At 63.0% G+C, this 21,089-nt stretch carries 22 protein-coding genes; 6 read left to right on the top strand and 16 right to left on the bottom strand.

Annotated features, from left to right (window positions below):
• Window positions 1-130 precede the first annotated feature (130 nt).
• The 6 genes from OHZ10_RS21175 to OHZ10_RS21150 all read right to left on the bottom strand — a co-directional run bounded on the left by OHZ10_RS21175 (window position 131) and on the right by OHZ10_RS21150 (window position 4,344).
• Window positions 131-1,606: an NAD(P)/FAD-dependent oxidoreductase gene (locus OHZ10_RS21175; RefSeq protein WP_342705711.1), complete on the bottom strand. Its 1,476-nt coding sequence runs from the start codon at window positions 1,604-1,606 to the stop codon at window positions 131-133.
• Window positions 1,593-2,150 carry a pyridoxamine 5'-phosphate oxidase family protein gene (locus tag OHZ10_RS21170; protein ID WP_342705710.1) on the bottom strand — a complete coding sequence of 186 codons (558 nt, stop codon included), beginning with the start codon at window positions 2,148-2,150 and terminating at the stop codon, window positions 1,593-1,595. The genes OHZ10_RS21175 and OHZ10_RS21170 overlap by 14 nt, the downstream gene beginning before the upstream one ends.
• A 47-nt stretch (window positions 2,151-2,197) precedes the next feature.
• Window positions 2,198-2,605, bottom strand: a complete 408-nt coding sequence (locus tag OHZ10_RS21165) for a hypothetical protein (RefSeq protein ID WP_059237683.1) — start codon at window positions 2,603-2,605, stop codon at window positions 2,198-2,200.
• An 832-nt stretch (window positions 2,606-3,437) separates the two neighbouring features.
• Window positions 3,438-3,803: a hypothetical protein gene (locus tag OHZ10_RS21160; RefSeq protein ID WP_342705709.1), complete on the bottom strand. Its 366-nt coding sequence runs from the start codon at window positions 3,801-3,803 to the stop codon at window positions 3,438-3,440.
• Complete coding sequence (locus OHZ10_RS21155; protein ID WP_342705708.1) at window positions 3,800-4,081, bottom strand: hypothetical protein; 282 nt, start codon at window positions 4,079-4,081, stop codon at window positions 3,800-3,802. The genes OHZ10_RS21160 and OHZ10_RS21155 overlap by 4 nt, the downstream gene beginning before the upstream one ends.
• A gap of 11 nt (window positions 4,082-4,092) precedes the next feature.
• Window positions 4,093-4,344, bottom strand: coding sequence for a DUF6402 family protein (locus OHZ10_RS21150; RefSeq protein ID WP_342705978.1), 252 nt, complete (start codon window positions 4,342-4,344; stop codon window positions 4,093-4,095).
• 542 nt (window positions 4,345-4,886) lie between these two features.
• Between OHZ10_RS21150 and OHZ10_RS21145 the strand changes: the two genes are divergently transcribed.
• On the top strand, window positions 4,887-5,297 hold the full coding sequence (locus OHZ10_RS21145) for a GNAT family N-acetyltransferase (RefSeq protein ID WP_342705707.1): 411 nt from the start codon (window positions 4,887-4,889) through the stop codon (window positions 5,295-5,297).
• 12 nt (window positions 5,298-5,309) lie between these two features.
• Here the strand turns inward: OHZ10_RS21145 and OHZ10_RS21140 are convergent, their stop codons facing one another.
• Together OHZ10_RS21140 and OHZ10_RS21135 are read right to left on the bottom strand one after the other, a co-directional pair.
• Window positions 5,310-5,693 carry a hypothetical protein gene (locus tag OHZ10_RS21140; RefSeq protein WP_059240818.1) on the bottom strand — a complete coding sequence of 128 codons (384 nt, stop codon included), beginning with the start codon at window positions 5,691-5,693 and terminating at the stop codon, window positions 5,310-5,312.
• 92 nt (window positions 5,694-5,785) lie between these two features.
• Window positions 5,786-8,086, bottom strand: a complete 2,301-nt coding sequence (locus OHZ10_RS21135; RefSeq protein WP_023475384.1) for an NADP-dependent malic enzyme — start codon at window positions 8,084-8,086, stop codon at window positions 5,786-5,788.
• 135 nt (window positions 8,087-8,221) lie between these two features.
• Here OHZ10_RS21135 and OHZ10_RS21130 point away from each other — a divergent pair, with 135 nt between their 5' ends.
• Window positions 8,222-9,193, top strand: coding sequence for a LysR substrate-binding domain-containing protein (locus tag OHZ10_RS21130; RefSeq protein ID WP_342705706.1), 972 nt, complete (start codon window positions 8,222-8,224; stop codon window positions 9,191-9,193).
• 112 nt (window positions 9,194-9,305) lie between these two features.
• Here the strand turns inward: OHZ10_RS21130 and OHZ10_RS21125 are convergent, their stop codons facing one another.
• Window positions 9,306-10,223, bottom strand: a complete 918-nt coding sequence (locus OHZ10_RS21125; RefSeq protein WP_342705705.1) for an AraC family transcriptional regulator — start codon at window positions 10,221-10,223, stop codon at window positions 9,306-9,308.
• Between the two features lie 252 nt (window positions 10,224-10,475).
• Between OHZ10_RS21125 and OHZ10_RS21120 the strand changes: the two genes are divergently transcribed.
• Window positions 10,476-11,171, top strand: coding sequence for an alpha/beta hydrolase (locus OHZ10_RS21120; RefSeq protein WP_342705704.1), 696 nt, complete (start codon window positions 10,476-10,478; stop codon window positions 11,169-11,171).
• 59 nt (window positions 11,172-11,230) lie between these two features.
• On the opposite strand, the gene OHZ10_RS21115 is transcribed toward OHZ10_RS21120, so the two are convergent.
• A complete protein-coding gene (locus OHZ10_RS21115; protein WP_425394793.1) occupies window positions 11,231-11,962 on the bottom strand; it encodes a hypothetical protein in 732 nt (243 codons plus the stop codon).
• 194 nt (window positions 11,963-12,156) lie between these two features.
• Between OHZ10_RS21115 and OHZ10_RS21110 the strand changes: the two genes are divergently transcribed.
• Window positions 12,157-12,726 (top strand): YdeI/OmpD-associated family protein, encoded by a 570-nt coding sequence (locus OHZ10_RS21110; protein WP_256087276.1) that lies wholly within the window; start codon window positions 12,157-12,159, stop codon window positions 12,724-12,726.
• Window positions 12,727-12,886: 160 nt separating this feature from the next.
• On the opposite strand, the gene OHZ10_RS21105 is transcribed toward OHZ10_RS21110, so the two are convergent.
• The 4 genes from OHZ10_RS21105 to OHZ10_RS21090 all read right to left on the bottom strand — a co-directional run bounded on the left by OHZ10_RS21105 (window position 12,887) and on the right by OHZ10_RS21090 (window position 16,047).
• Window positions 12,887-13,261, bottom strand: a complete 375-nt coding sequence (locus OHZ10_RS21105; protein WP_342705703.1) for a VOC family protein — start codon at window positions 13,259-13,261, stop codon at window positions 12,887-12,889.
• A gap of 295 nt (window positions 13,262-13,556) precedes the next feature.
• Window positions 13,557-13,949 (bottom strand): hypothetical protein, encoded by a 393-nt coding sequence (locus OHZ10_RS21100; RefSeq protein ID WP_342705702.1) that lies wholly within the window; start codon window positions 13,947-13,949, stop codon window positions 13,557-13,559.
• 229 nt (window positions 13,950-14,178) lie between these two features.
• Window positions 14,179-15,093, bottom strand: a complete 915-nt coding sequence (locus OHZ10_RS21095; RefSeq protein ID WP_342705701.1) for an alpha/beta hydrolase — start codon at window positions 15,091-15,093, stop codon at window positions 14,179-14,181.
• Window positions 15,094-15,180: 87 nt separating this feature from the next.
• Window positions 15,181-16,047 (bottom strand): helix-turn-helix transcriptional regulator, encoded by an 867-nt coding sequence (locus tag OHZ10_RS21090; RefSeq protein WP_342705700.1) that lies wholly within the window; start codon window positions 16,045-16,047, stop codon window positions 15,181-15,183.
• Between the two features lie 257 nt (window positions 16,048-16,304).
• On the opposite strand from OHZ10_RS21090, the gene OHZ10_RS21085 reads away from it, so the two are divergent.
• Window positions 16,305-16,763 (top strand): GNAT family N-acetyltransferase, encoded by a 459-nt coding sequence (locus OHZ10_RS21085; protein ID WP_174993375.1) that lies wholly within the window; start codon window positions 16,305-16,307, stop codon window positions 16,761-16,763.
• A 309-nt stretch (window positions 16,764-17,072) separates the two neighbouring features.
• On the opposite strand, the gene OHZ10_RS21080 is transcribed toward OHZ10_RS21085, so the two are convergent.
• Window positions 17,073-18,200 carry an aminotransferase class V-fold PLP-dependent enzyme gene (locus tag OHZ10_RS21080; protein WP_340625364.1) on the bottom strand — a complete coding sequence of 376 codons (1,128 nt, stop codon included), beginning with the start codon at window positions 18,198-18,200 and terminating at the stop codon, window positions 17,073-17,075.
• 277 nt (window positions 18,201-18,477) lie between these two features.
• Here OHZ10_RS21080 and OHZ10_RS21075 point away from each other — a divergent pair, with 277 nt between their 5' ends.
• Entirely contained in the window at window positions 18,478-19,659 is a 1,182-nt protein-coding gene (locus OHZ10_RS21075; protein WP_059240821.1) for a serine hydrolase domain-containing protein, read from the top strand.
• A gap of 97 nt (window positions 19,660-19,756) precedes the next feature.
• Here OHZ10_RS21075 and OHZ10_RS21070 read toward each other — a convergent pair whose 3' ends face one another.
• Entirely contained in the window at window positions 19,757-20,929 is a 1,173-nt protein-coding gene (locus tag OHZ10_RS21070) for an NAD(P)/FAD-dependent oxidoreductase (protein ID WP_059237695.1), read from the bottom strand.
• Between the last annotated feature and the right edge of the window lie 160 nt (window positions 20,930-21,089).

The following is a 21,089-nucleotide window of genomic DNA, read 5'->3' as shown; positions in this document are numbered from 1 at the left end:
GTCGATAGTCATTAAGGGCTCGGCAAACGATATCTATGCACTAGGTCTTGCGGTTTGGTCATTAAATGGGGGGCTGCGGGCGGCACGGAATGCGGATTTGATGCATGTTTCGGGCAAGCGCTTCCCAGGCTCACGCATTCCCGCGCATGTCCTGCACGGCCGCTTCCGCAGCCTGGATCCCGGAAAGCATGGCCGTGGGTACGCCATACCCCGGGAATGTCGTTTGTCCGCCCAGATAGAGGCCCCGCAGCCCTGTCCGATGCGGAAAGAACTTGTCAGGCGTCGTGCCCGGCGCAATCCCGTAGAGCGCCCCTTCGTACAAATGCCGTCCGCTCGCGAAATCCTGCGGATCCGCAACGCGGACACGTTCGATGCAGAGGCCGGGAAGATGGGCCCGTAGCGCATTGAGATAGTCGCCCACCGCAGCCTCTGTCATCGCGCTTGTCCATTCCGATGCGGCGTGGATGCCCGTCGCCGGCGCATACAACTCCAGCACGGTCTTGCCGTTCGGCGCCAGCTCCGGCAACACCAGCGACGGACAGGTATAGGCAAGCCAGTGAGGCACGCCAGGCGTCGATGCGTGCAAGGCCCCCTGTTGCCGCATCGCTGGAACGCGATTGGTGATGAAGGCGCGCGGCGGCACCGCGCCCGAGCCGCCCACCTGAATCGAGATCGCACGATGCGACAGCGGTGCCGCGCGAGCCTTGTGCGCCAGCCCCCGCGGCACCGCATGGTCGGGCAACAGGTGGCGCACCACGTCGAAACCCGAACACGTCGCGACGACGCAATCTGTCGAGATGCGCTCACCGTCGGCAAGCACGATGCCCCGGGCGGCCCCGTTCTCCACGATGATTTCGCGGACATGGGCACCGAACCGGATCGGCACCGACCGTCTGGACAGCTCGCGCGTCATGGCGGAACTGATCGCGCCCATGCCTGCACGAGGTAGATGGAACCCCTCTTCCAGCATCGCAATCAAGCCAATGATCTGCGTGGCCGGAAGGCGATCGGGGGCTTGCCCGGTATAGAGCAGCGTCGATGCGACAGCCGCCTGCAGGTCTGCATCGGCAAAGTGCGCTTCGATCAGGCGGCTGGCGTGCCCGCTCATGCGCGGCAGGTAGCGCCACAGTTTGCTCAACGTCCGCAGGAGCGAAGGCTCCTGCGGCAGCACTTCATCAACCAGCGTACGGTAGACGGGCCCCCATTGCCGCTGGAGCCTGCCAAGGCCGTCACGCAGTTGCCGTGTCCGCGAATCCGCCCGATCGCCTTCCACATAGGACGCATCGGCGCTGGACAGATGAACGGCCGTTTCATTCTCCAGATGCGTGACGTGAGGGCGCTCGATGGCCACCATCGGAACGTCGCGATCGAAGTCGAGACCGAGGCGCCGGAAAGACGCGCGAATCAGCGACGGCACCGCGACATACATCGCGCCGTTGTTGAACGTGAAGCCGTCGCTCGTCGCGGTGGAGCAGCAACCACCTGCTTCGTCCGATGCTTCCACGACGACGACCGATCTGTCGTTGCGTGCCAGCAGCAGTGCAGCGGACAGGCCGGCGAGGCCTGCACCGATCACGACGGCGGGCTGTTTGTCATTGCGCGTCATGCGATCCCTCATGCCATGATTCGCGAGTGGCGGGAAACGTATGACCGGCATGCCAGTTGCCATCCTTCTGAATCAGCCGGACCGAGTTGAGGCCGAGTGGATCGGGCGCAATCCCCCGCATGCGCGACCACAGTTCAACCCAGACGGGCGCGCAGGTGACGGCGATCACGTAAGGATCATCCGGCCCGTTCGGAAACCAGGTGAACAGCGACTCCTTCCAGATGCGTTGCTTCAACGCGGTATCGGCGGAGACGACCGGAACGGTTCCGATCGTCACGTATCCCCGGTCGGCCGTACTGAGAAAGGACAGGCTGATCGCACTCCCCCGGCAAATCTCCAACGCTTTACGCGTTCTCGAGTCGGTCATGAATCGAATCGTGAGGTCGTTCCCGATTTCCAGGATTTCGACGACTCTGGAGTTGATCTGACCGGACGCGTCGTTCGAAGACACAAAACAGAGCGTGCAGTTGCTGACGATTTCACGTGCTTGTTGAAAGAGCTGCTCGGCATTCATGGCGATGTTGGACAGCGTTTCGGAAGACACTCTAGAACCGGGAAGATCCGGCAAACGAAAGTACGCTGACGCCGCTTTCACGAAAGCGGTTTGGCGGACGACAACGCGTCGGCGCCCACCTTCGCGGAATCAACGTACGAGATGGCATGCAGACCCGCGCCAAGCGCGAACACTGCCGCGAGGATCCAGCTCAGGCGCGTTCTGGCAAACAGCACCGGTTGTGCAATCGCCCTCAGCAACCAGAATCCGCTGCCTGCCAGCGCGAGCGGCCCCTGGCTTGGCGTTGCAGCCAGGACAAGCGATGCCGCGTAGACAACGAACACGTAACTCAGCATCACGTTAAGTGTCTGGGTAATGCCCTGATTGAGTCGCCCGCTTCTCTCCAGAGACCGCGGCCACTTGAACCAGCGCCAGAAGGTCAAATGGAACAACGCGAAGCCGAGGTCGTACAGCGCGCTGAGTGAGGTCGATAGCGTTTGATGCACTGACGTCGCTCCAATGGCGGGTGTTGAACATCGAGGGTTTCGCGTGGCGTCGGCCTGGCACGGTATCGGTCGGCTCTGCAGGAAACGTCGTTTTATGCACTTTGTGCAACTGTATACGTCGTGCATTATTTTGGCAACATGCGTCGACGATGTTCGCTCGCGTTTCGATGCATGCCGTTTCATCGGACGTGGCGCAGCCTCACGGGCCTTGAGGTCGTGACAGTTGTTGGAGGTGGCAGTGCGTGTGAGTCGCGGCGTTCGCAGCGATGGCCAGGGTGGTATCGTCCCGGCGGTCAGTCGCGTTTGGGAAACGACTGCGTCGCAGTCGCTAGAGCCGCATCAGGCAGATCTTGAAAGGGGCATAGGGGCGACCGTCCCCGGTCAGGATCGGGGTCCGGCCACTCTCGCAGCGCCAACGGCTGTCGTTCGGCATGATCGTTCGGGTAACGTCGTTGACGTGAAGGTACCAGATGGCGCTCGAGTACGGCCTCGATCGCATCACCTTCTATGACAACACTGGGGAGGGCAAGGAACGCAAGATATCCTTCCCTTCCACGACTGTTGATTGGATGCGGGCACGCATGCCGCTCCTCAACTAAATCGCTAGTGCAAGTCGTCGACGATGCACGGACAGATAACGGCGGCAGCCAAGGAAAGCCGCGCATCGCACGTTCGGCAGCGTGTCGCCCGGTACGACGTCGATCTACGTGTTGCCGCAAGAGGCTCTGATGCGCCGCAACGCGGCGAAGTATCACTGGAGGCCCACGCGCGAATCCAGAATCGTGGGCCGCATCGCATCAACGCGACGAGCACCCGTGCAGCAGGACCATTCTCAGCGAAGCCAAATTGGAATTCTCGCCGCGACCCAATCGAGCGTGGTGGGCGGCATCGAGATCGACCTTTCACTGTCGTATTCATCCGATGCGTCGAAGTAGATCAACTTGCCATCACGGAACGTGATCGGCTCGTAGCCCGGCCGCCCGCCCCAGAAAACGAAAGACAGGCGAGTGGCCAACGTCGATCCGTGAGCATCCGCTACGACGATTTTGATCTGCTCATTTTGATCAGCGAAAAAGCCGCTTCCGTGGCGACCGCTTCCGCAGATATTCACGATGTAGGTCGTGCCGTCGACCTGTTTGATACCACCGTTCATCTTGACGTTGTAGTTGAAGCGCTGGCAATCGGTATCGTCAGTCATGATCCCGCGAAAGCCGACCAGGTAGATGAACGCAAAAAAACGAGCGTGACGATCGCCAGACCGACACGCTTCGATCGGCTGAACCGGTTGAAATTTCTGACAAGCCTGTACAGGTAGAACCCGAAGAGGATCGACGTGATGGCGAAGATCGCGTGCTTCGTATTCATGGCCGCGACAAGTATGATCCCGTTCCTCACGTTGAGCGGCAAGAACAGCCACCCGATATCGACAACCAGGTATATGGCGATCACAGACAAGGCCACTTTGAGGATGGTCATGGTCGCTTTCATTACTCGGCCGAAATGGTCCTGTATACGGTGTCAATTTTCAGAATGATCGGCTTGTCCAGCTTGATGAGTTTGGGCTTACTGTAGACCATGAAGTCACCGCCACGATTACGCACCGATCTCCAGTGCCGGTATGTCTTGTTATGCACTGGCCAGTAGACATCCTTCACCCGAAATTTCCGAAAGCGAACACACCCGACAACGCCCGAGTAACATCTCCAATGCTTTCCGAAATATAAAAGTCGCGGCTCCATCCGGTAATACGGGACTTTTTTTACAACTGGCATGAATGGATAGCACCTCTGAATGAACTGGCGCCAAAATAATCGATGCTCAAGTACGTCCGCAATAGTAATGAAAACAACTTTTAAAACAGTCCGATTAGACGAAAGACGTGGAGATTGGGACAACAAATAAGGGGCGATTGATATGGGTGGCCTTGTCTCTGGCCGCTCCAACTTCTCGATCTCGATCTCGATTGTCGTCTTGTCGAGCCATTGAGGCGACCGTCACTGTTTCCAGGCGTACCGGGCCGGCGCAGAGAGCACTTCCTCGCCTGCGGTTCAGCCGGAACCTTGACTGCCATTCCGTCGCAACAGAATCCGGGCGTTCACGCCAGCGTCGTCAAGGATGGAACCGGCAGCGAATTCGCCAGAACTTGATAAAGTGACCTGAGCGGCCCGCATGATCCAGTCCGCTTTTCTACGCCGGCGCGCGTACGCATCCAGACACGGCGGAAACATCGCGCACAAGCCGAATTCAACGATCGACGACACGACCAACCTGGAGAGGTCACATGGGGTACGTCATACATCAAGAAGTCCCATCAGTATCCACGTACATCGAGACTCGCGTTGCTGCAGGATTGAGCCGAAAATCCGGGCAGGCCGCAACGCTCGGTTTGAAGAATGGCCTCTTCAGCGTCGTGGCGTACTGGGGGAGCGTTCCGGTCGGAATCGGCAGGGTGATCGGCGACGGCGGCTGTTTCTTCGAGATCGTGGATATCGCAGTATTGCCGGCTCACCAGAAGAAAGGCGTGGGCGATCTGATCATGCGAGCGCTCATGCGCTACATCCACGAGAATGCGCCGCCGACCGCCTATGTCAGTCTGATGGCGGATCACGGGACGCCGAAGTTCTACGAGCGCTACGGCTTCCAGCCGTCGGTGCTTCCCGAGAAAGCGGGCATGTTTCTGCGCATTGAATGACACCGGCAATGCTCAGAGATCTCCGCGCACCTCACCGGTTCCCAGCGCGCTCCGCTGCCGGTTGACTTCCGCCCAAAGCGCATCGCTGTCGTCAGCGCGCAGCAGGACCATGCAGTCCAGCTGATTGTCGGTCACGCCGAAGTATTCCAGGATTTCCCGGCGAACCGCATCGACGAACTGCGCGTATTCCGGGCTTGCCTGTGCCTGCGCGTGCAAGGCGTCGTACGCTGCATCGTCCGCGTCGCTGTCATGCTCGTCGATGTAGCGCGAGATCCACTGGTCCAGTTCGCGGTCGTAATCGGCCTCGGCGCGCATCGCCTGTACAGCCGTGTAGAGATCCAATTGGGCAAACGCGGCGATCGCCGCCGTTGTCGCCTCGTCGAAGGTCGTCGTCATTCCATCTCTCATGTTGGTCATGGCACATCATCGCACACGCCGAATGCCGACAAACGCGGGGCGGCCGTTGCCGCCCCGCTCCCGCCAATCGATCAGCCCGCCACACCCCGATTAGCCTCGATCACCGTCAGCGCGGCCATATTCACAATCCGCCGCACGGTCGCGCTGGAAGTCAGGATGTTCACAGGCGCATTGACGCCCAGCAGGAACGGCCCCACCGCCACATTGCTCCCCGCCTCGGTCTTCAGCAGGTTGTACGCGATATTCCCCGCATCCACATTCGGACAAACCAGCAAATTCGCCGCCCCCTTCAACGGCGACATCGGCAGCAGCTTCGCACGCAGCCCTTCATCCAGCGCACAGTCGCCATGCATTTCGCCATCGGCCTCGATATCCGGCGCCTGCTCCCGCACGATCTCCAGCGCCCGGCGCATCTTCACGCCCGAAGCCGCGCTCCCTGACCCGAAATTCGACCGCGACAGCAGCGCAACCTTCGGCGTCAGGTTCAGCCATTCCATCTGCCGCGCCGCCGCGATCGTGAACTCCGCGATCTGCTCCGCATCGGGGTTGTCGTTGACGTGCGTATCCACCAGCGCGACCGTGCGCTGATCGAGCAGCAGGATGTTCATCGCCGCGTAGGTCGACGCGCCGGGCTTCTTGCCGATCACTTCGTCCACGAACCGCAGGTGATTGTGATACTCGCCCACCGTTCCGCAAATCATCCCGTCCGCATCGCCGAGCTGCACCATCATCGCGCCGATCAGCGTCAGGCGGCGGCGCATTTCCACCCGCGCCATTTCCTTCGAAATGCCGTCGCGGCACCGCAGTTCCCAATACTTCGTCCAGTACTGCGGGAAGCGCTCGTCATATTCCGGATTGGTCACTTCGACGTCCTGACCGAGTCGCAGACGCAGGCCGAATCGCTCGATGCGCGCCAGCAGCACCTCCGGACGCCCGACCAGAATCGGACGCGCGAGCTTCTCGTCGACGATCACCTGCACCGCACGCAACACGCGCTCGTCCTCACCTTCGGTGAACACGATCCGCGCCTTGCCGCCGTCACGCACCAGCTGACGCGCGGTCGCGAACAGCGGCTTCATGAACGCGCCCGAGTGGTAAACGAACTGCTGCAGCTGCTCGACATACGCGTCGAGATTCGCGAGCGGACGCGTCGCCACGCCGCCTTCCATCGCCGCCTTGGCCACGGCCGGCGCGATCCGCACGATCAGGCGCGGGTCGAACGGCTTCGGAATCAGGTATTGCGCGCCAAACGACACGTCGTACGCGCCATAGGCCGCCGCGACGACTTCGTTCTGCTCTTCCTCGGCCAGCCCCGCGATCGCGTGAACCGCGGCGATTTCCATTTCGCGCGTGATCGTCGTCGCCCCCACATCCAGCGCGCCCCGGAAAATGTACGGGAAGCACAGCACGTTGTTGACCTGGTTCGGGTAGTCCGAGCGGCCCGTCGCGATGACGACATCGTCGCGCGTCTCGTGCGCCAGTTCCGGGAAAATTTCCGGCGTCGGGTTGGCCAGCGCGAGAATCAGCGGACGCGCCGCCATCGCCTTCAGCATTTCCGCCGTGAGGATGCCGCCGACCGACAGCCCCAGGAACACATCCGCGCCGCCGATCACCTCGGCAAGCTTGCGCGCATCGGTTTCCTGCGCGAAGCGCGACTTGGCCGGGTCCATCAGCGTGGTGCGGCCGCGATAGACGACGCCTTCGATGTCGGTCACCCAGACGTTTTCCACCGGCAACCCGAGGTCGACCAGCAGGTCCAGGCACGCCAGCGCGGCTGCGCCGGCGCCCGAAGTCACGACCTTCACTTCCTTGATGGACTTCCCGACGACCTTCAGCCCGTTGATGAACGCGGCGGAAACGGTGATGGCCGTGCCGTGCTGATCGTCGTGGAAGACGGGAATCTTCATGCGTTCGCGCAGCTTCTGTTCGACCGTGAAGCATTCCGGCGCCTTGATGTCCTCGAGGTTGATGCCGCCGAACGTGGGTTCGAGGCCCGCGATGATGTCGACCAGCTTGTCCGGATCGGTCTCGTTGATCTCGATGTCGAACACGTCGATCCCGGCGAACTTCTTGAACAGGACAGCCTTGCCTTCCATGACCGGCTTCGATGCGAGCGGGCCGATGTTGCCCAGGCCGAGCACCGCCGTGCCGTTCGTGATCACGCCCACCAGGTTGCCGCGGCTCGTGAAACGGTGCGCCTGCAGCGGATCGGCGGCGATCGACTCGCACACGCTCGCCACGCCGGGCGTATAGGCCAGCGCCAGATCGCGCTGAGTCACCAGCGGCTTGCTCGCCACGACCGAGATTTTCCCGGGGGTCGGAAACTCGTGATAGTCGAACGCGGCCTGCTGCTGTGTCTCTGTCTGTTTCATGTTTTGGGTCCCGGCGTGGGCGCCAGGCCAGTCCCGGCGCGATCCATGAAGGTGATTCTAGGGATCCGCCATAACGTGATGATTCTGTTTTAATATCGGTCCATCACTTTTTCATGATGAATGCATGACTAGTCAATGACTTTTGACGCAAACGACGTGGTCAGGCGGCTGGGCGCTCGTCTGAAGATTCGGCATCTGGTGCTGTTGCTGCAGATCCAGCAGCACGGGTCGCTGACGCGCGTCGCCGAGCACATGGCCAGCAGCCAGCCCGCCGTGACGAACGCGCTGTCCGAGCTGGAGAGCATGTTCGGCACGCCGCTGTTCGAGCGCTCGTCGCGCGGCATGCGGCCCACCGCGCTCGGCGCGGTCGTGCTCGAGCGGGCGAAGGCGATGATCAAGGATCTCGATCACCTCGCCCGCGAGATGGAGGCCGTCGCCGCCGGGCATGCGGCCCATCTGCACATCGGCGTGATTCCGTTCATCTCCGGGCACATGCTGTCGGCCGCGCTGAAGCGGTTGCAGGCACGGATGGAGCGACGGCTGACCGTGACGATTCACGAAGGCACCAGCGATCAGCTGCTGCTGCAGCTCAGGGATCACAGCGTCGATATCGTGATCGGGCGCGCGTCGTCGGCGATCGATCTGGGGCCGGTTTCGTTCGAAGTGCTGTACCAGCAGCAGCCGCGCATGATCGCGAGCCGGCGTCTTGCGGCCAAGCTCGCGCGCACGCCGCTGGACTGGCACAAGCTGCACGCGCTCGACTGGATTCTCGGCGCGCCGCATACGCCGATGCGGGAACAGGTGGCCGACCTGTTCCTGTCGGCCGGCATCGCGCCGCCCGTGCCGATCGTCGAAAGCTACTCGTCGAAGCTGATCGGCGAAATGATCGCGTCGAGTGATGAGGCCGTGTCGATCGTGCCGGCCGATATCGCGGAAGAACTGGTGCGGATTGCAGGCGTGGCGATCGTGCCTTACTCGCTCGTGTGGACGCTTCCGCCGATTGCGCTGTTCACCCGCTCCGCCGATTCGCATTCACCCGCGCGGGATCTGCTCGTCGATGCGCTGCGCGGGGTGTGCAAGGAGACGTACGGGGAAGCGCAGCGATAAAGGCATCTTGCGCTGAAGGCCAATCAACGCGATCGACCGGAACAGCACGTTGTCATCCGCAAAACCGGCATTGGCCTGAACCATCGATTCCGGCTGAATAGCCGGACCGCGCTCACGGCCCGGCATGACCGGACTCCGTCGCGTACGTGTCACGATAGTCCGACGGCGACATGCCGTAACGCCGCCGAAACACGCGCCCGAACGCAGCCTGCGACGCGTATCCCGCTTGCTCGGCGATCTTCGAAATGCGCAGCGTCGACGAAGCAAGCAGGTGCGCGGCAAGGTCCATGCGCCAATTCACGAGATAGCGCATGGGTGTCTCGCCCATGACATCGACGAACTTCTGGGAAAACGCGGAACGCGACTGCCCCACCCGCCTGGCCAGCTCCGGAACACTCCATTCGTAGCCGGGATCGGCATGCAACAGCGACAGCGCCCGATTCACCGCGGGGTCGCCCAGCGCAGCGGCCCAGCCGCGCCTGGCCGGATCGCCGCTTGCCATGTGACGCCGGATCAGCCAGATGAACATCAGCTCCGCCGTCTTCGACAGCATGACTTCGCTGCCCACCGACGGCGCCTGAAGTTCGAGATCGATCGCGCCGATCGTCGTCGGGATCCATTGGGTTGACGGTCCGGAACCGGCTTCGGCTTGCTCGCATCCCCGCACGGTCATCACGTCCGGCAAACCACGGGCGAGAATATCGCCGCCGACGCCGTCGAACGTGAACGCGATGGTCACGATCCGCACGCCGGCCGGGCGCGGATCTCCAGGTGCCGCCGCATGTGGCTGCGCGTCGATACGATGCGGCTGCCCTTTCATCAGCGCGACCACATCGCCGGACGCCAGTACGACGACCTCCCCGTTTCCGTTCACCACCAGCCTGCATGTGCCCTGCTGGACAGCATGGATGAACACGTCACTGCCTTCGAACACACTCGGCGCCGCGACGCCCGGACACGTCAATACGCTCACTCGACCGCGCACGCGCGCACGGGCATAAATCTCCGAGAACACATCTGGCGAATGCATCGAACGTCCTTGCGGTATGGGATGAGACTTCTCGCGCTTCGTGGCGTCTCGGCATAATCTTCGGCGTTTTGGCCGTAGATCCGACGGATACGCCATTCGATAATTTCAGCCGGCGTCGCCCGTCGCCCGATTCATCGAACGATCGGTCCGGCTGATGGGCGCTTGCCGATTATCAGCAGTCCGAACGCACAGCATGTCACGAATCGTCGCAAGACATTCGAACATTCGATCTCTACACTGAGGAGCATCTCGATGAACACCACGCCGACAATCTTGCTCGTCCATGGCTTCTGGGGCGGTGCCGCGCATTGGGCCAGGGTCATTGTCGAACTGAGCCGAAAAGGTCATCGGTCGATTCGCGCAGTCGAACTTCCGTTGACGTCGCTGGCCGATGACGTCGATCGTACCCGGAAAATGATCGCGCAGATTCAAGGCCCCGTTCTGCTCGTCGGACATTCGTACGGCGGGGCCGTCATTACCGAGGCCGGCAACGCGGACAATGTCGCGGGGCTTGTCTACATCGCCGCCTTCGCACCGGACGCCGGCGAAAGCCCCGGCGCAATCACGCAGCAGCATCTGCCGGCCGCGGCAGCCAACCTCGCGCCGGACAGCGATGGCTATCTGTGGGTCAAGGCGGACACGTTCCACGAGAGCTTTTGCCAGGACCTCGGCGACGACGACGGGCTCGTGATGGCCGTCACGCAAAAGGCCCCGCTGGCGAGCACCTTCGGCGACGCGATCACGTCGCCGGCGTGGAAGGTCAAGCCGTCGTGGTATCAGGTCTCCAGCGACGACCGGATGATCGCGCCGGAGAATCAACGGCGCATGTCCGCGAGAATGAATCCACGCAAGGTGATTACACTGCCGGCCAGCCACGCGTCGCTCGCGTCGCATCCTGTGGAAGTGGCCGCGCTGATCGACGAAGCGGTGGCCAGCGCTACCCGCTGACATGCTGCATTGACCGTCGTGCGATGCCCCCGGGCGGATGGGCTGCGGGGGCGCGCAAGCTACTTGCTGGCCGCGAGGCGGCGCAGGATTTCCGCACGCTCGGCGGCGAGCACGCGATCCGAGCCGTCGCCCCGGCTGTAACGCTTGGTCGTGCGGTAGGAGAAGCGCTTCTTGTACTGACTGGTCGCGGGATCGAACGCCCACGCGTCAACGTCGAAGAAGTGCTTGCCGAAATGATCCTCGTCGTCGCCCCAGACAAAGTCCGCGCGGACAAACAGCGGATACGGCGAAACATCCGGCAGCTTCCACATCGCGCGATCGGCGGACTCCGTTTGAGTGACTTGCGGCATCAGGTTCTCGATCTTGCCGTTCGCGCCGATACGCAGGATCGCCACGCGCTCCAGCATTCCGCTGCCGCCACCCGAGAACATCCCCGAGAAGAACACCCACGAGCCACCCGATGCGATCGGCAGCCGTTCGGACCGTGGATCCAGACCGAACTGGTACAGCTCCTTCGAAGAATGGGGAAGCGGCACCGGCGGCATCTCGAAGCACGGCGCATGGTCGGGAAGCACGCAAAGCTTCACGCCGGACAGCGGGAGGCCATCGCTATCGACCTTGCCTTCCGCCTGCGTGAAGCGCGGGAACGCGGATTCGGCGGATGCCGCCCGAACGGAGGCGATACCGACGACAGCCATGCCCAAGCTCACCGCGAGCGTTTTACCGATCCAGCGCATACACCACCCTCTCTCATTTTTTTGAATGACGGAGATTGTCGATGATTCGACCATTCCTGTCGAACAGGCAGTGGCGGCGGACAACGCTACCCATCCGACTGGCTGATGCGGAACCCGACCCAGCCGACGGGCCAGTGACGATCGAGCGTGCGGTCATGGATCGCGCCACGGAGGTCGATGCCCGCATAAACGCTGTTAGACTGCGGACGCCCTCCCCGCACATGTACGCCACCATTCAGGACAGTGACATGACCGAATGCGTTCTAACATTGACCGGTCAGACCGAATGGGAAAGCTGGTTAGAGAAACACGGCAGCACGTCGACCGGAGCGTGGCTGCGTCTGGCCAAAAAAGGCGCCGGGCAGCAAACCGTCACCTACCAACAGGCGTTGGAATGCGCCCTCTGCCACGGCTGGATCGATGGTCGGAAGAAGGCCGAGAGCGAGCAATACTGGTTGCAACGCTTCACCCCACGCACCACAAAGAGCATCTGGTCCAAACTCAACAAGGAGAGGGCTGAAGCGCTGATCGCCGCGGGCAGAATGCGCCCGCCCGGCATGACCGAAATCGAGAAGGCCAGGAAGGACGGGCGCTGGCAGGCGGCGTATACGTCGGCCGGCAACTCGATAGTGCCGGACGACCTGCAAGCAGCCTTGGACGCGAATCCGGGAGCCAGGAAGTTCTTCGCAACACTAAACAGCCGTAACCGCTATGCCATTCTGTTTCGGATACAGAATGCCAAGAAGCCGGAAACAAGGGCGCGCAAGATCCGCGAATTCATCGACATGCTGAATCGAGGCGAAACCGTCCATCCATAGACAGGAAGCGCTCGACAGCGCTGGCGCACCTATTCCCGGCATCGACAGGTCCGCTCCGGTCGATCGCGGCGCCCCCCCCGTTCTGCATCGCCCACTGCGTGGCCCAACGCCTGCCGAAGCTCACGCCGACATTCGTCTACTGGTGCCGCGCATCGAAGGGTCACCCCTCCGCCTGATGACACACGACCTCGATATTGTGTCCATCCGGACCGATGACGAACGCCGCGTAGTAGTTCGCGTGATAATGCGGCCGCAGCCCGGGCGCGCCGTTGTCCTTCCCGCAGGCCTCCAGCGCCGCGCGATAGAACGCATCGACTTGCCGCCGATTGTCCGCTACGAACGCGATGTGGAGATGCGCCGGTTTCTCGGCCGTCTGGAACAGACACAACGAAGACTTGGCGGGCGTACTGATCTCGATCCCGTAAGACGGCTCGCCCTCGTCTACCGTCACGGCACCAATCGGTTCGAGCGCCTTGAGGAAGAACGCCTTGCTGGCGGCAAAGTCGCTGACTCCGAATTTGACGTGGTCAAACATGAGATCCCCTCGGATAGATGGGCTGGCCTGCACCCGGGTGTGATGTCGAGACCACCGCGATGTTGCCACACACAGCCGGCGACAGTACACCTCTCGGCTCACCAACAAAAAAAGCCCGACAGAGTCGGGCCAACGAGCGAGACACAAGGAGAATCCCGCTCACCCCTCACCGGGCGGTCACGCCGCACGACACGGCGTTGTCAAGATTCGGAGGAGGCCCGACGAACGCGCGCGGGACCGAGCGCCATCAATCGTCAGCTACTGCGTCCGTCGGGAAAAGTTCGAAGAAGCAGGCCTATTGCGAAACAGACGCATTCGATGCTTCAGCCGTCGGCATTTTCGGCAACGGCATCGCCGCCGTGTTGTTGCTCGCTCCGCCGCCCTGCGCACCCGCTGCATTCGTGCTGCCGGCTTGTCCGCGACGGCCCCGGTGCGCGCCATGCGAGACCGTCGGCTCGCTCACCGCGACCGGCCGTATCGGCGGATGCGCGATGTACTGGAAATTGTCGTCGATCGCGCTGTTGCCGGTGTCGTACGGCTGGTGTACGAAAACACTGCTGGTAACGGCCGCGCTGGCTTGCGCGAACGCAGCCGGCACGACGGACATCGCGGCTGTTGCCGCCGCGGCGCCGAATGCGACGAAGCGCACGAGCGAACCGGTATTTCGGGTGATCGGATGGGCTGTCACGCTACGTTTCCTCCAATGCGGATCGGGCCGGCAATCGCTCGACCGCCGGCGACACCCGCCCGAAAAAATTGGCCCACGCCGAAAAGCGCGGGCCGAGCGGAGGTCACACAACACCTTGGGGGGGACAAGGCGAAACCAGTCTAGCCCGAGTCACTGGAAAGAAGATTTCATGCCGTATTACAGCTATTACTTCATATGACGAAGCATCGGCTGGCGCCGTTGGCTCCGGTCAACGCGGGCCGCACAGATGCTGCGTGAACCACTCCGCAGCCGCCTGGCTGGTTGCGTCGAAGTGCTCGAGATACGGCGTGAAATGCCCGCCCTTGACCTGAAGCAAGCGCTTCGGCTCCAGCGCGTTTTCCCACGCCTTGAGGCAAAGGTCGGTGGGCGTCAGCACGTCCTGGTCGGCGACGATCATCAGGAGCGGTGTCGGCGAGATACGGTCGACGTACTGGCCCGGCTCGTTCTCGCGGGACATCTCGGCACTGCGCAACGTCACCTCATTTCGCCAGTTCGGCGCAAACTGCGCAGCGGACTCGGTGAAGAACCGGTACGCATCCGCGCCGGCCATCGCACAGGCGGCCAAGGGATCGACGCTGACGGCCGGCAGCATGGCCGGCGAACCACCCGCGAATCGCTGCCGGCGGTCCTCGTCGAAGCGAGCCAGCATCGCCGGCACCCGATCGGAACGCGTGCGGCGCAAGCCCGATTGATGCCCGCTGATCGTCGGCACCTGCGACACCACGCATTTGACGCGCCGGTCGATGGCGGCGACTTCGAGCACGTGGCCGCCGCTGTAGCTGGTGCCCCAGATGCCGATGCGTTCGGCGTCGACATCGGCACGCGTCAGCAGATAGCTGATCGCATCGCGATAGCCGCGCTTCTGTTGCACGGGGTCGATTTCCTGACGGGGCAGCCCGTCGCTTGCGCCGAAGTTCTTGTGATCGTAGAGCAGCACGGCAAAGCCACACGCGGCGAACGCCTCCGCATAGCGGTCCAGGTACTGTTCCTTCACGGCCGAGAAGCCGTGCGCCATCACGATGGCGGGATACGTGTTGCTATCGGCGGTGCGCTGCACCGGCGCGTAGAACCAGCCTCGCAGCGTCGTGGATTCGGACGGAAATTCGATGTCGGATCGCGTCATGTCGGCTTGCCTCGTTCGGTCGGTGGTAGCGATGACCGACACGATAAGCCTGCACGCCGCGCCCCGCGTGTTGCGGAGAGACGTTTGCTACGCGGAATCGGACAATTTCGCGTAAGCGCTCGGCGTCATGCCGGTGAACCGGCGAAACACGGTCGAGAATGCGCTCGTGGTTTCGTAGCCCAGTTCGGCCGCGACAGCGATCACGGAGCACCCTGATGCCAGCAACGGACGCGCAGCCGAGATTCGCGCCTGCTGCCGCCACTGGCTGAACGACAAGCCGGTTTCGGCGGTGAACAGCCGCGCCAAGGTCCGGCTCGACGCACCGACTTCATCGGCCCATTCCGTCAGCGTTCGTTGATCGGCCGGATTCGACAGGATTGCATCGCATATCCGGGCAAGGCGCCGGTCCCGACCGGACGGAAGCCGCAGCGGCTGCTCGGGGGACCACTCGATTTCCGCCAGCATGAGCTGGATGACGAGATCGTCGCGTCCGGCCGGATGAGCGTCGATCGGGAGCGACGACGCGCGCACGATCAACTCGCGCAGCAGCGGCGAAACCTCGACCAGCCGCGGTTGATTCGGGTAGGCCGACGGGTACGCGCGCGGGTCGACGTAGGCGGTTCGCATTTCGAGGAGGCCGTGTGCACGCATCGCATGCGGAAGGTCCGGCGGAATCCACAGTGCGCGATGCGGCGGGATCATCCACATCGACTGGCACGCGAAGACTTCGGCAATACCCGTCATCGTGTAGACGAGTTGCGCGCGCGGGTGTCGATGTTCGGCGACGACGAAACCGTCGGGAAACGCTTTCGGCATGACTGCCGCGATACCCGGCGCGTTCTGGTAGTCGCGCGGGTCGGTGCTCTTCGGGGCATGCGAGATGCCGGCACGCTTGGGGTTGGCTGTCGCGCTGGGCGTGATCGCTTTACCGTGGCCGTTCCCTTCGCCCTTCATCGCTCGTCCTTTCGTTTGTGCGGGACGGTCAGGTCAGGCGGTCCCGGCGAACCGGACAGATGATACGGGAATGCCGGGGTCCAGGAACCTCGGACCGAGGCAGCAAATCGACAACGAACGCGCATCGCCAGTTCTCCGTACCGCGAACCCGATACGTTGCACGCAGCGCCCGGTCTCGCGAGTTTCAGCGATCTTGGAAGTTCGATTCCGTGCTGCTATCGTGGTGCCTCTTTCGATGATCTCGGAGTGGCGGATACATGCCGTTGATCTTGCGTCGAGCAACGACAGCCGATGCCGTAGAGGTGGCCGAAGTCTTTCTACGGTCGCGCACTGCGCTGGCGTCCTATGCGCCGCTCGCGCATGCCGAAGCGGCGGTCCGGGACTGGATTGCCAACATGCTGATCCCGTCGGGAAACGTCACCGTTGCAGTGAACGATGACCGCATCGTCGGCATGGCCGCACACACCGTCACCGACGGCGTCGCATGGCTCGATCAGTTGTACGTGTGCCCCGAATTCAAACGGCAAGGGATTGGCACATCCCTCCTGGAAGCCGTGAAAGCGCAGACGGACGGCAAGCTCCAGCTCTATACGTTCCAGATGAACCGCGATGCTGCTGCGTTTTACGAGCAGCACGGGTTCGTTGCCATTGCATACAGCGACGGAAGCAGAAACGAGGAAGGCTGCCCGGATGTCTTGTATTGCCTGATGCGGTAGTGCGTCCATCCGTTGGCTCGCATTACCCGTCTGCCCGGAAGAAATGCGGATGGCTTGATCGCCGATCCCGTTCGACGGTCTGAGCTTCTGCTTGCATGCGGGAACTGCGGACGAACAATCCTGGTGAAGGAAACCAAAGACGCGTTCGGGATACGGTTCTTCAAGCCAGAACCGGACGCGCAACGAGCGGTTCGACACCGCTCGTTGAGTTGCTCAAGGGTGACGGAACGAAAGTGGTTGCAAAGACAACACATTACGCGCGCACCGTCCCGCCAGCGATCCGGTGCGCACCTACTCCGCAATCACGCCTTAAAGAATCCGGTTCAACGCATCCGAGAACCGCTTGACCGCGCCATCGACATCATGCAGCTTGTCGAGACCGAACAGCCCGAGCCTGAAAGTCTTGAAATCCTCCGGCTCGTCGCATTGCAGCGGCACGCCGGCCGCAATCTGCAACCCGACATCCGCAAACTTCTTCCCGGTTCGAATACCGTCATCGTCCGTATAGCTGACCACTACCCCCGGCGCCTCGAACCCCGCCGCCGCCACGCTCCGAAACCCCTTCTCCGCCAGCAGCGTCCGAATGCGTTCGCCAAGTTCGAGCTGCTCGGCCTTCACCTTGTCGAAGCCGTACGCCTCGGTTTCCTTCATCACGTCGCGCAGCGTCGTGAGGCTGTCGGTCGGCATCGTCGCGTGATACGCGAACCCGCCGCCCTCGTACGCTTCCATGATCTGCAACCACTTGCGCAGATCGCACGCGAAGCTGGTGCTGGTTGTCGCATCGATACGCTCGCGCGCGAGCGGGCTCAGCATGACCATCGCACAGCACGGCGACGCGCTCCACCCCTTCTGCGGCGCGCTGATCAGAATATCGACGCCGCTAGCCTGCATGTCGACCCAAACCGTCCCCGACGCGATGCAATCCAGCACGAACATCCCGCCGACCGCGTGCACGGCATCGGCCACCGCGCGCAGATACCCATCGGGCAGCATCATCCCGGACGCCGTCTCGACATGCGGCGCAAACACCAGATCGGGCTTGTTCTCCTTGATCGCGGCGACCACTGCGTCGATCGGCGCCGGCGCAAAGGCAGCCTGCCGGCCTGCTTCGACCGGGCGCGCCTTCAGCACCGTCGTTTCGGACGGAATGCTGCCCATGTCGAAAATCTGCGACCAGCGGAAGCTGAACCAGCCGTTGCGGATGACGAGACACTTCTTGTTCGTCGCGAACTGCCGCGCCACGGCTTCCATGCCGAACGTCCCGCTGCCCGGAACGATCACGACCGATTTCGCGTTGTAGACTTTCTTCAGCGTGGCGGAGATGTCGCGCATGACGCCCTGAAAGCGCTGCGACATGTGGTTGACCGAGCGATCGGTGTACACCACCGAATATTCGAGGAGTCCCTCGCGGTCAACATCGGGAAGTAAACCTGGCATGCTCGCCTCCGGTGAAAGATGAACGATGGAATCAGGGCGCGCAGCGCCTGCGACTCGATACTGCTCTGCACCCGTGCAAATGCGTCATTTCCTCGACGAAAGCAGATTCTAACGAACGCGGCAGGCCGATTGGGGCATATTTTGTCCGCAATCCGGTTCGATGCGCGTCAGTACCGGCCCGCGACGCGCACGTAGCCCTGTTTCGTGTAAGGGTTAACGACGCATGCGGCAGGCAGCCCATAACATGTCGATCAGACTCTTCACGACGGAATCTTCGATGACCGCCTCTTCCGCTTCGTCCCTGCAGTCGCCCGCCGATCCTGCGCTCGCCGAGCGCATCGATGCGGTCCTGTCCCGCCAGCTCGACACGCAGCGCCTCGTCGGCGCCGTGGTGCTGGTCGCACGCGACGGCGAACTCGTCTACCGCCGCGCGGCCGGGTTCGCGGACCGCGAATCGCGCACGCCGATGCGCGAGGACACGCTGTTCCGGCTTGCGTCGGTCACGAAGCCGATCGTCTCGGCGGCCGCGATGGCGCTCGTCGCGCAACACAAGCTGTCGCTCGACGACGACATCACGCGCTGGCTGCCCGAGTTCCGTCCGGCGCTGCCCGACGGCCGCGTGCCGGTGATCACGGTGCGTCAGCTGCTCGTGCATACCGCCGGCCTCGACTATCGCTTCAACGAAACCGACGCGAACGGCCCCTATGCGCGCGCAGGCGTGTCGGACGGGCTGGACGGCGCGGCGATCACGCTCGCTGAAAACCTGCGCCGGATCGCCAGCGTCCCGCTGCAGTTCGCGCCCGGCACCGGCTGGAACTACTCGCTGTCGATCGACGTCATCGGCGCGCTGATCGAGGCCGTCTGCGGCACGCCGCTCGCCGACGCGATCGACGCGCTCGTATTGCGTCCACTCGGTGCGCGCGACACGGCCTTCGTCGCACGCGATCCCGCGCGGCTGGCCACGCCATACGTCAACGACACGCCGCAGCCGCACCGCCTCGCCGAGAACGAGACGGTGCCCATCGACGAAGGGTTCGTCGGCGTCACGTACTCGCCGTCGCGCGCGCTCAATGCGCACGCGTTCGCATCGGGCGGTGCGGGGATGGTGGGTACCGCCGGCGACGTGCTGACGGTGCTGGATACGCTGCGCGCGGGCGGTGGCGCGATCCTGCCGGCCGACCTGGTCGCCGAGATGGGCCGCGTACAGACCGGCGACTTCGAATTGCCGGACCTGCCGGGTGCGGGCTTCGGGATCGGGTTTTCGGTATTGCACGACCCGCAGGCGGCCGCGTCGCCGGAGTCCGTCGGCACATGGCGCTGGGGCGGGGTCTACGGTCATTCGTGGTTCGTCGATCGCGCCCGCGGGCTGACCGTCGTGTCGCTGTCGAATACGCTCTACGAAGGGATGAACGGCCAGTACACGCTCGATCTGCGCGACGCCGTCTACGGCGCCGGCTGATCCGCGCAAACAAAAAAAGGCCCGACAAGCGTCGGGCCAATGGGTTTGAGACACAAGGAGAATCCCGCCCACCCCGCTACCGGGCGGTTACGTCGCGCTACACGACGTTCTTTTCGACGATCGGCCGGTTTTCCAGCACTCGCGCCCAGCCGAGCGACGACAGGTCGAGCGTGTCATAACGCCCGCCCAGAATGAGTTCACTGACGCCACGCCCCGTCGCCGGCCCCTGCTGCAGCCCGTGGCCGCTGTAGCCGTTCGCGAACACGACGTTGTCGAGGTCAGGGTGGTAGCCGATGATCGCGTTGTGGTCGAACACGTTGTACTCGTAGTACCCGGACCAGCAATTCTCGACACGCAGCGCCTCGAATTCCGGCACGCGGTTCGCGAGCGTCGGCCAGATCACCTCGTCGAACAGGTCATGATCGACTTCATCGAGCGGCAGATCGTCCGGATCGCGATCCGGGCTCGGCGACGTACCGCAAATATACGTGCGCCCCTCCGGCCGGAAGTACACGCCGGTCGGGTCGATCAGCAGCGGACAATCGGCGAGCTTCGCCGGCGACGATACGTTGAAGATGCTGCGGCGCCGTGCAAACACGGGGATGTCGATGCCCATCATCGCCGACAGCGTGCGCGTCCATGCACCCGCTGCGTTGACGAGCGTGTCGCACGCGTAACGCTCGCCGTCGCCCGTCACGACATGCGTGATCTTGCGGCCGTCGCGCACCACGTCCTTCACGTCGGCCGGCACATATCGCGCGCCAAGCGCCTGCGCCTTCTTGCGCAGTGCCTGCACGAGCCCATAGCCGTCGAACCAGCCTTCGCCGCTCACGCCGTACGCGCCCGACACGAGATCGTCGACGTTCAGCCACGGAAACTTCGCACGCAGCGCATCGCCATCCATCAGCCGGATGTCGGCGCCGAGGCTCGTCTGCAGCGCATGATTCTCGCGCAGCGTCGCATCGCCGGCCGGCGTGGCGAGGAACAGGTAACCGCCTTCGTGCAGATCGATCGACGGCCGGTTGCCGTCCACTTCGAGCCGCTCGCCGATCGAGCGCAGGAAGTCGATGCCGAACAGCGACATCTCGATCGACAGCGGTGTCGAGAACTGCTGGCGAATCGATGCGGCCGACAGCGCCGACGACGATCGCGCATAGGTGGGGTCGCGTTCGATGACGGTCACGGCGACCGTGGGATCGGTGGCGCGCAGGAAATAAGCGATCGAGCTGCCGATCACACCACCGCCGACGATGACGACTTGAGAACTCACGACTGACTCCAGTTGCACGTAAAGGGCGCAGCCAGCCGGCCGCGCCTGCAGGTTGTTCGTGCCGCGTCGCGCGCGGCGTCGCGCGGGCAGACTTCCCCGGCGATCGCTTCGGCTATTTCAGCACGTCCGGCATCGCCGCGAAAGTCCGCTCGCGCGGGTT

The sequence above is a fragment of the Burkholderia arboris genome, from assembly GCF_038723655.1.
Lineage (GTDB): Bacteria > Pseudomonadota > Gammaproteobacteria > Burkholderiales > Burkholderiaceae > Burkholderia > Burkholderia arboris.
This window is presented reverse-complemented; position numbering and strand designations above follow the sequence as displayed.

Excerpts from the sequence above, each read along its gene's own strand:
- OHZ10_RS21175 (WP_342705711.1), bottom strand. The coding sequence starts at position 1,606 with ATGACGCGCAATGACAAACAGCCCGCCGTCGTGATCGGTGCAGGCCTC.
- OHZ10_RS21160 (WP_342705709.1), bottom strand. The coding sequence starts at position 3,803 with ATGACTGACGATACCGATTGCCAGCGCTTCAACTACAACGTCAAGATG.
- OHZ10_RS21155 (WP_342705708.1), bottom strand. The coding sequence starts at position 4,081 with ATGACCATCCTCAAAGTGGCCTTGTCTGTGATCGCCATATACCTGGTT.
- OHZ10_RS21150 (WP_342705978.1), bottom strand. The coding sequence starts at position 4,344 with ATGGAGCCGCGACTTTTATATTTCGGAAAGCATTGGAGATGTTACTCG.
- OHZ10_RS21145 (WP_342705707.1), top strand. The coding sequence starts at position 4,887 with ATGGGGTACGTCATACATCAAGAAGTCCCATCAGTATCCACGTACATC.
- OHZ10_RS21140 (WP_059240818.1), bottom strand. The coding sequence starts at position 5,693 with ATGACGACGACCTTCGACGAGGCGACAACGGCGGCGATCGCCGCGTTT.
- OHZ10_RS21135 (WP_023475384.1), bottom strand. The coding sequence starts at position 8,086 with ATGAAACAGACAGAGACACAGCAGCAGGCCGCGTTCGACTATCACGAG.
- OHZ10_RS21130 (WP_342705706.1), top strand. The coding sequence starts at position 8,222 with ATGACTTTTGACGCAAACGACGTGGTCAGGCGGCTGGGCGCTCGTCTG.
- OHZ10_RS21125 (WP_342705705.1), bottom strand. The coding sequence starts at position 10,223 with ATGCATTCGCCAGATGTGTTCTCGGAGATTTATGCCCGTGCGCGCGTG.
- OHZ10_RS21120 (WP_342705704.1), top strand. The coding sequence starts at position 10,476 with ATGAACACCACGCCGACAATCTTGCTCGTCCATGGCTTCTGGGGCGGT.
- OHZ10_RS21115 (WP_425394793.1), bottom strand. The coding sequence starts at position 11,962 with ATGGTCGAATCATCGACAATCTCCGTCATTCAAAAAAATGAGAGAGGG.
- OHZ10_RS21110 (WP_256087276.1), top strand. The coding sequence starts at position 12,157 with ATGACCGAATGCGTTCTAACATTGACCGGTCAGACCGAATGGGAAAGC.
- OHZ10_RS21105 (WP_342705703.1), bottom strand. The coding sequence starts at position 13,261 with ATGTTTGACCACGTCAAATTCGGAGTCAGCGACTTTGCCGCCAGCAAG.
- OHZ10_RS21095 (WP_342705701.1), bottom strand. The coding sequence starts at position 15,093 with ATGACGCGATCCGACATCGAATTTCCGTCCGAATCCACGACGCTGCGA.
- OHZ10_RS21090 (WP_342705700.1), bottom strand. The coding sequence starts at position 16,047 with ATGAAGGGCGAAGGGAACGGCCACGGTAAAGCGATCACGCCCAGCGCG.
- OHZ10_RS21085 (WP_174993375.1), top strand. The coding sequence starts at position 16,305 with ATGCCGTTGATCTTGCGTCGAGCAACGACAGCCGATGCCGTAGAGGTG.
- OHZ10_RS21080 (WP_340625364.1), bottom strand. The coding sequence starts at position 18,200 with ATGCCAGGTTTACTTCCCGATGTTGACCGCGAGGGACTCCTCGAATAT.
- OHZ10_RS21075 (WP_059240821.1), top strand. The coding sequence starts at position 18,478 with ATGACCGCCTCTTCCGCTTCGTCCCTGCAGTCGCCCGCCGATCCTGCG.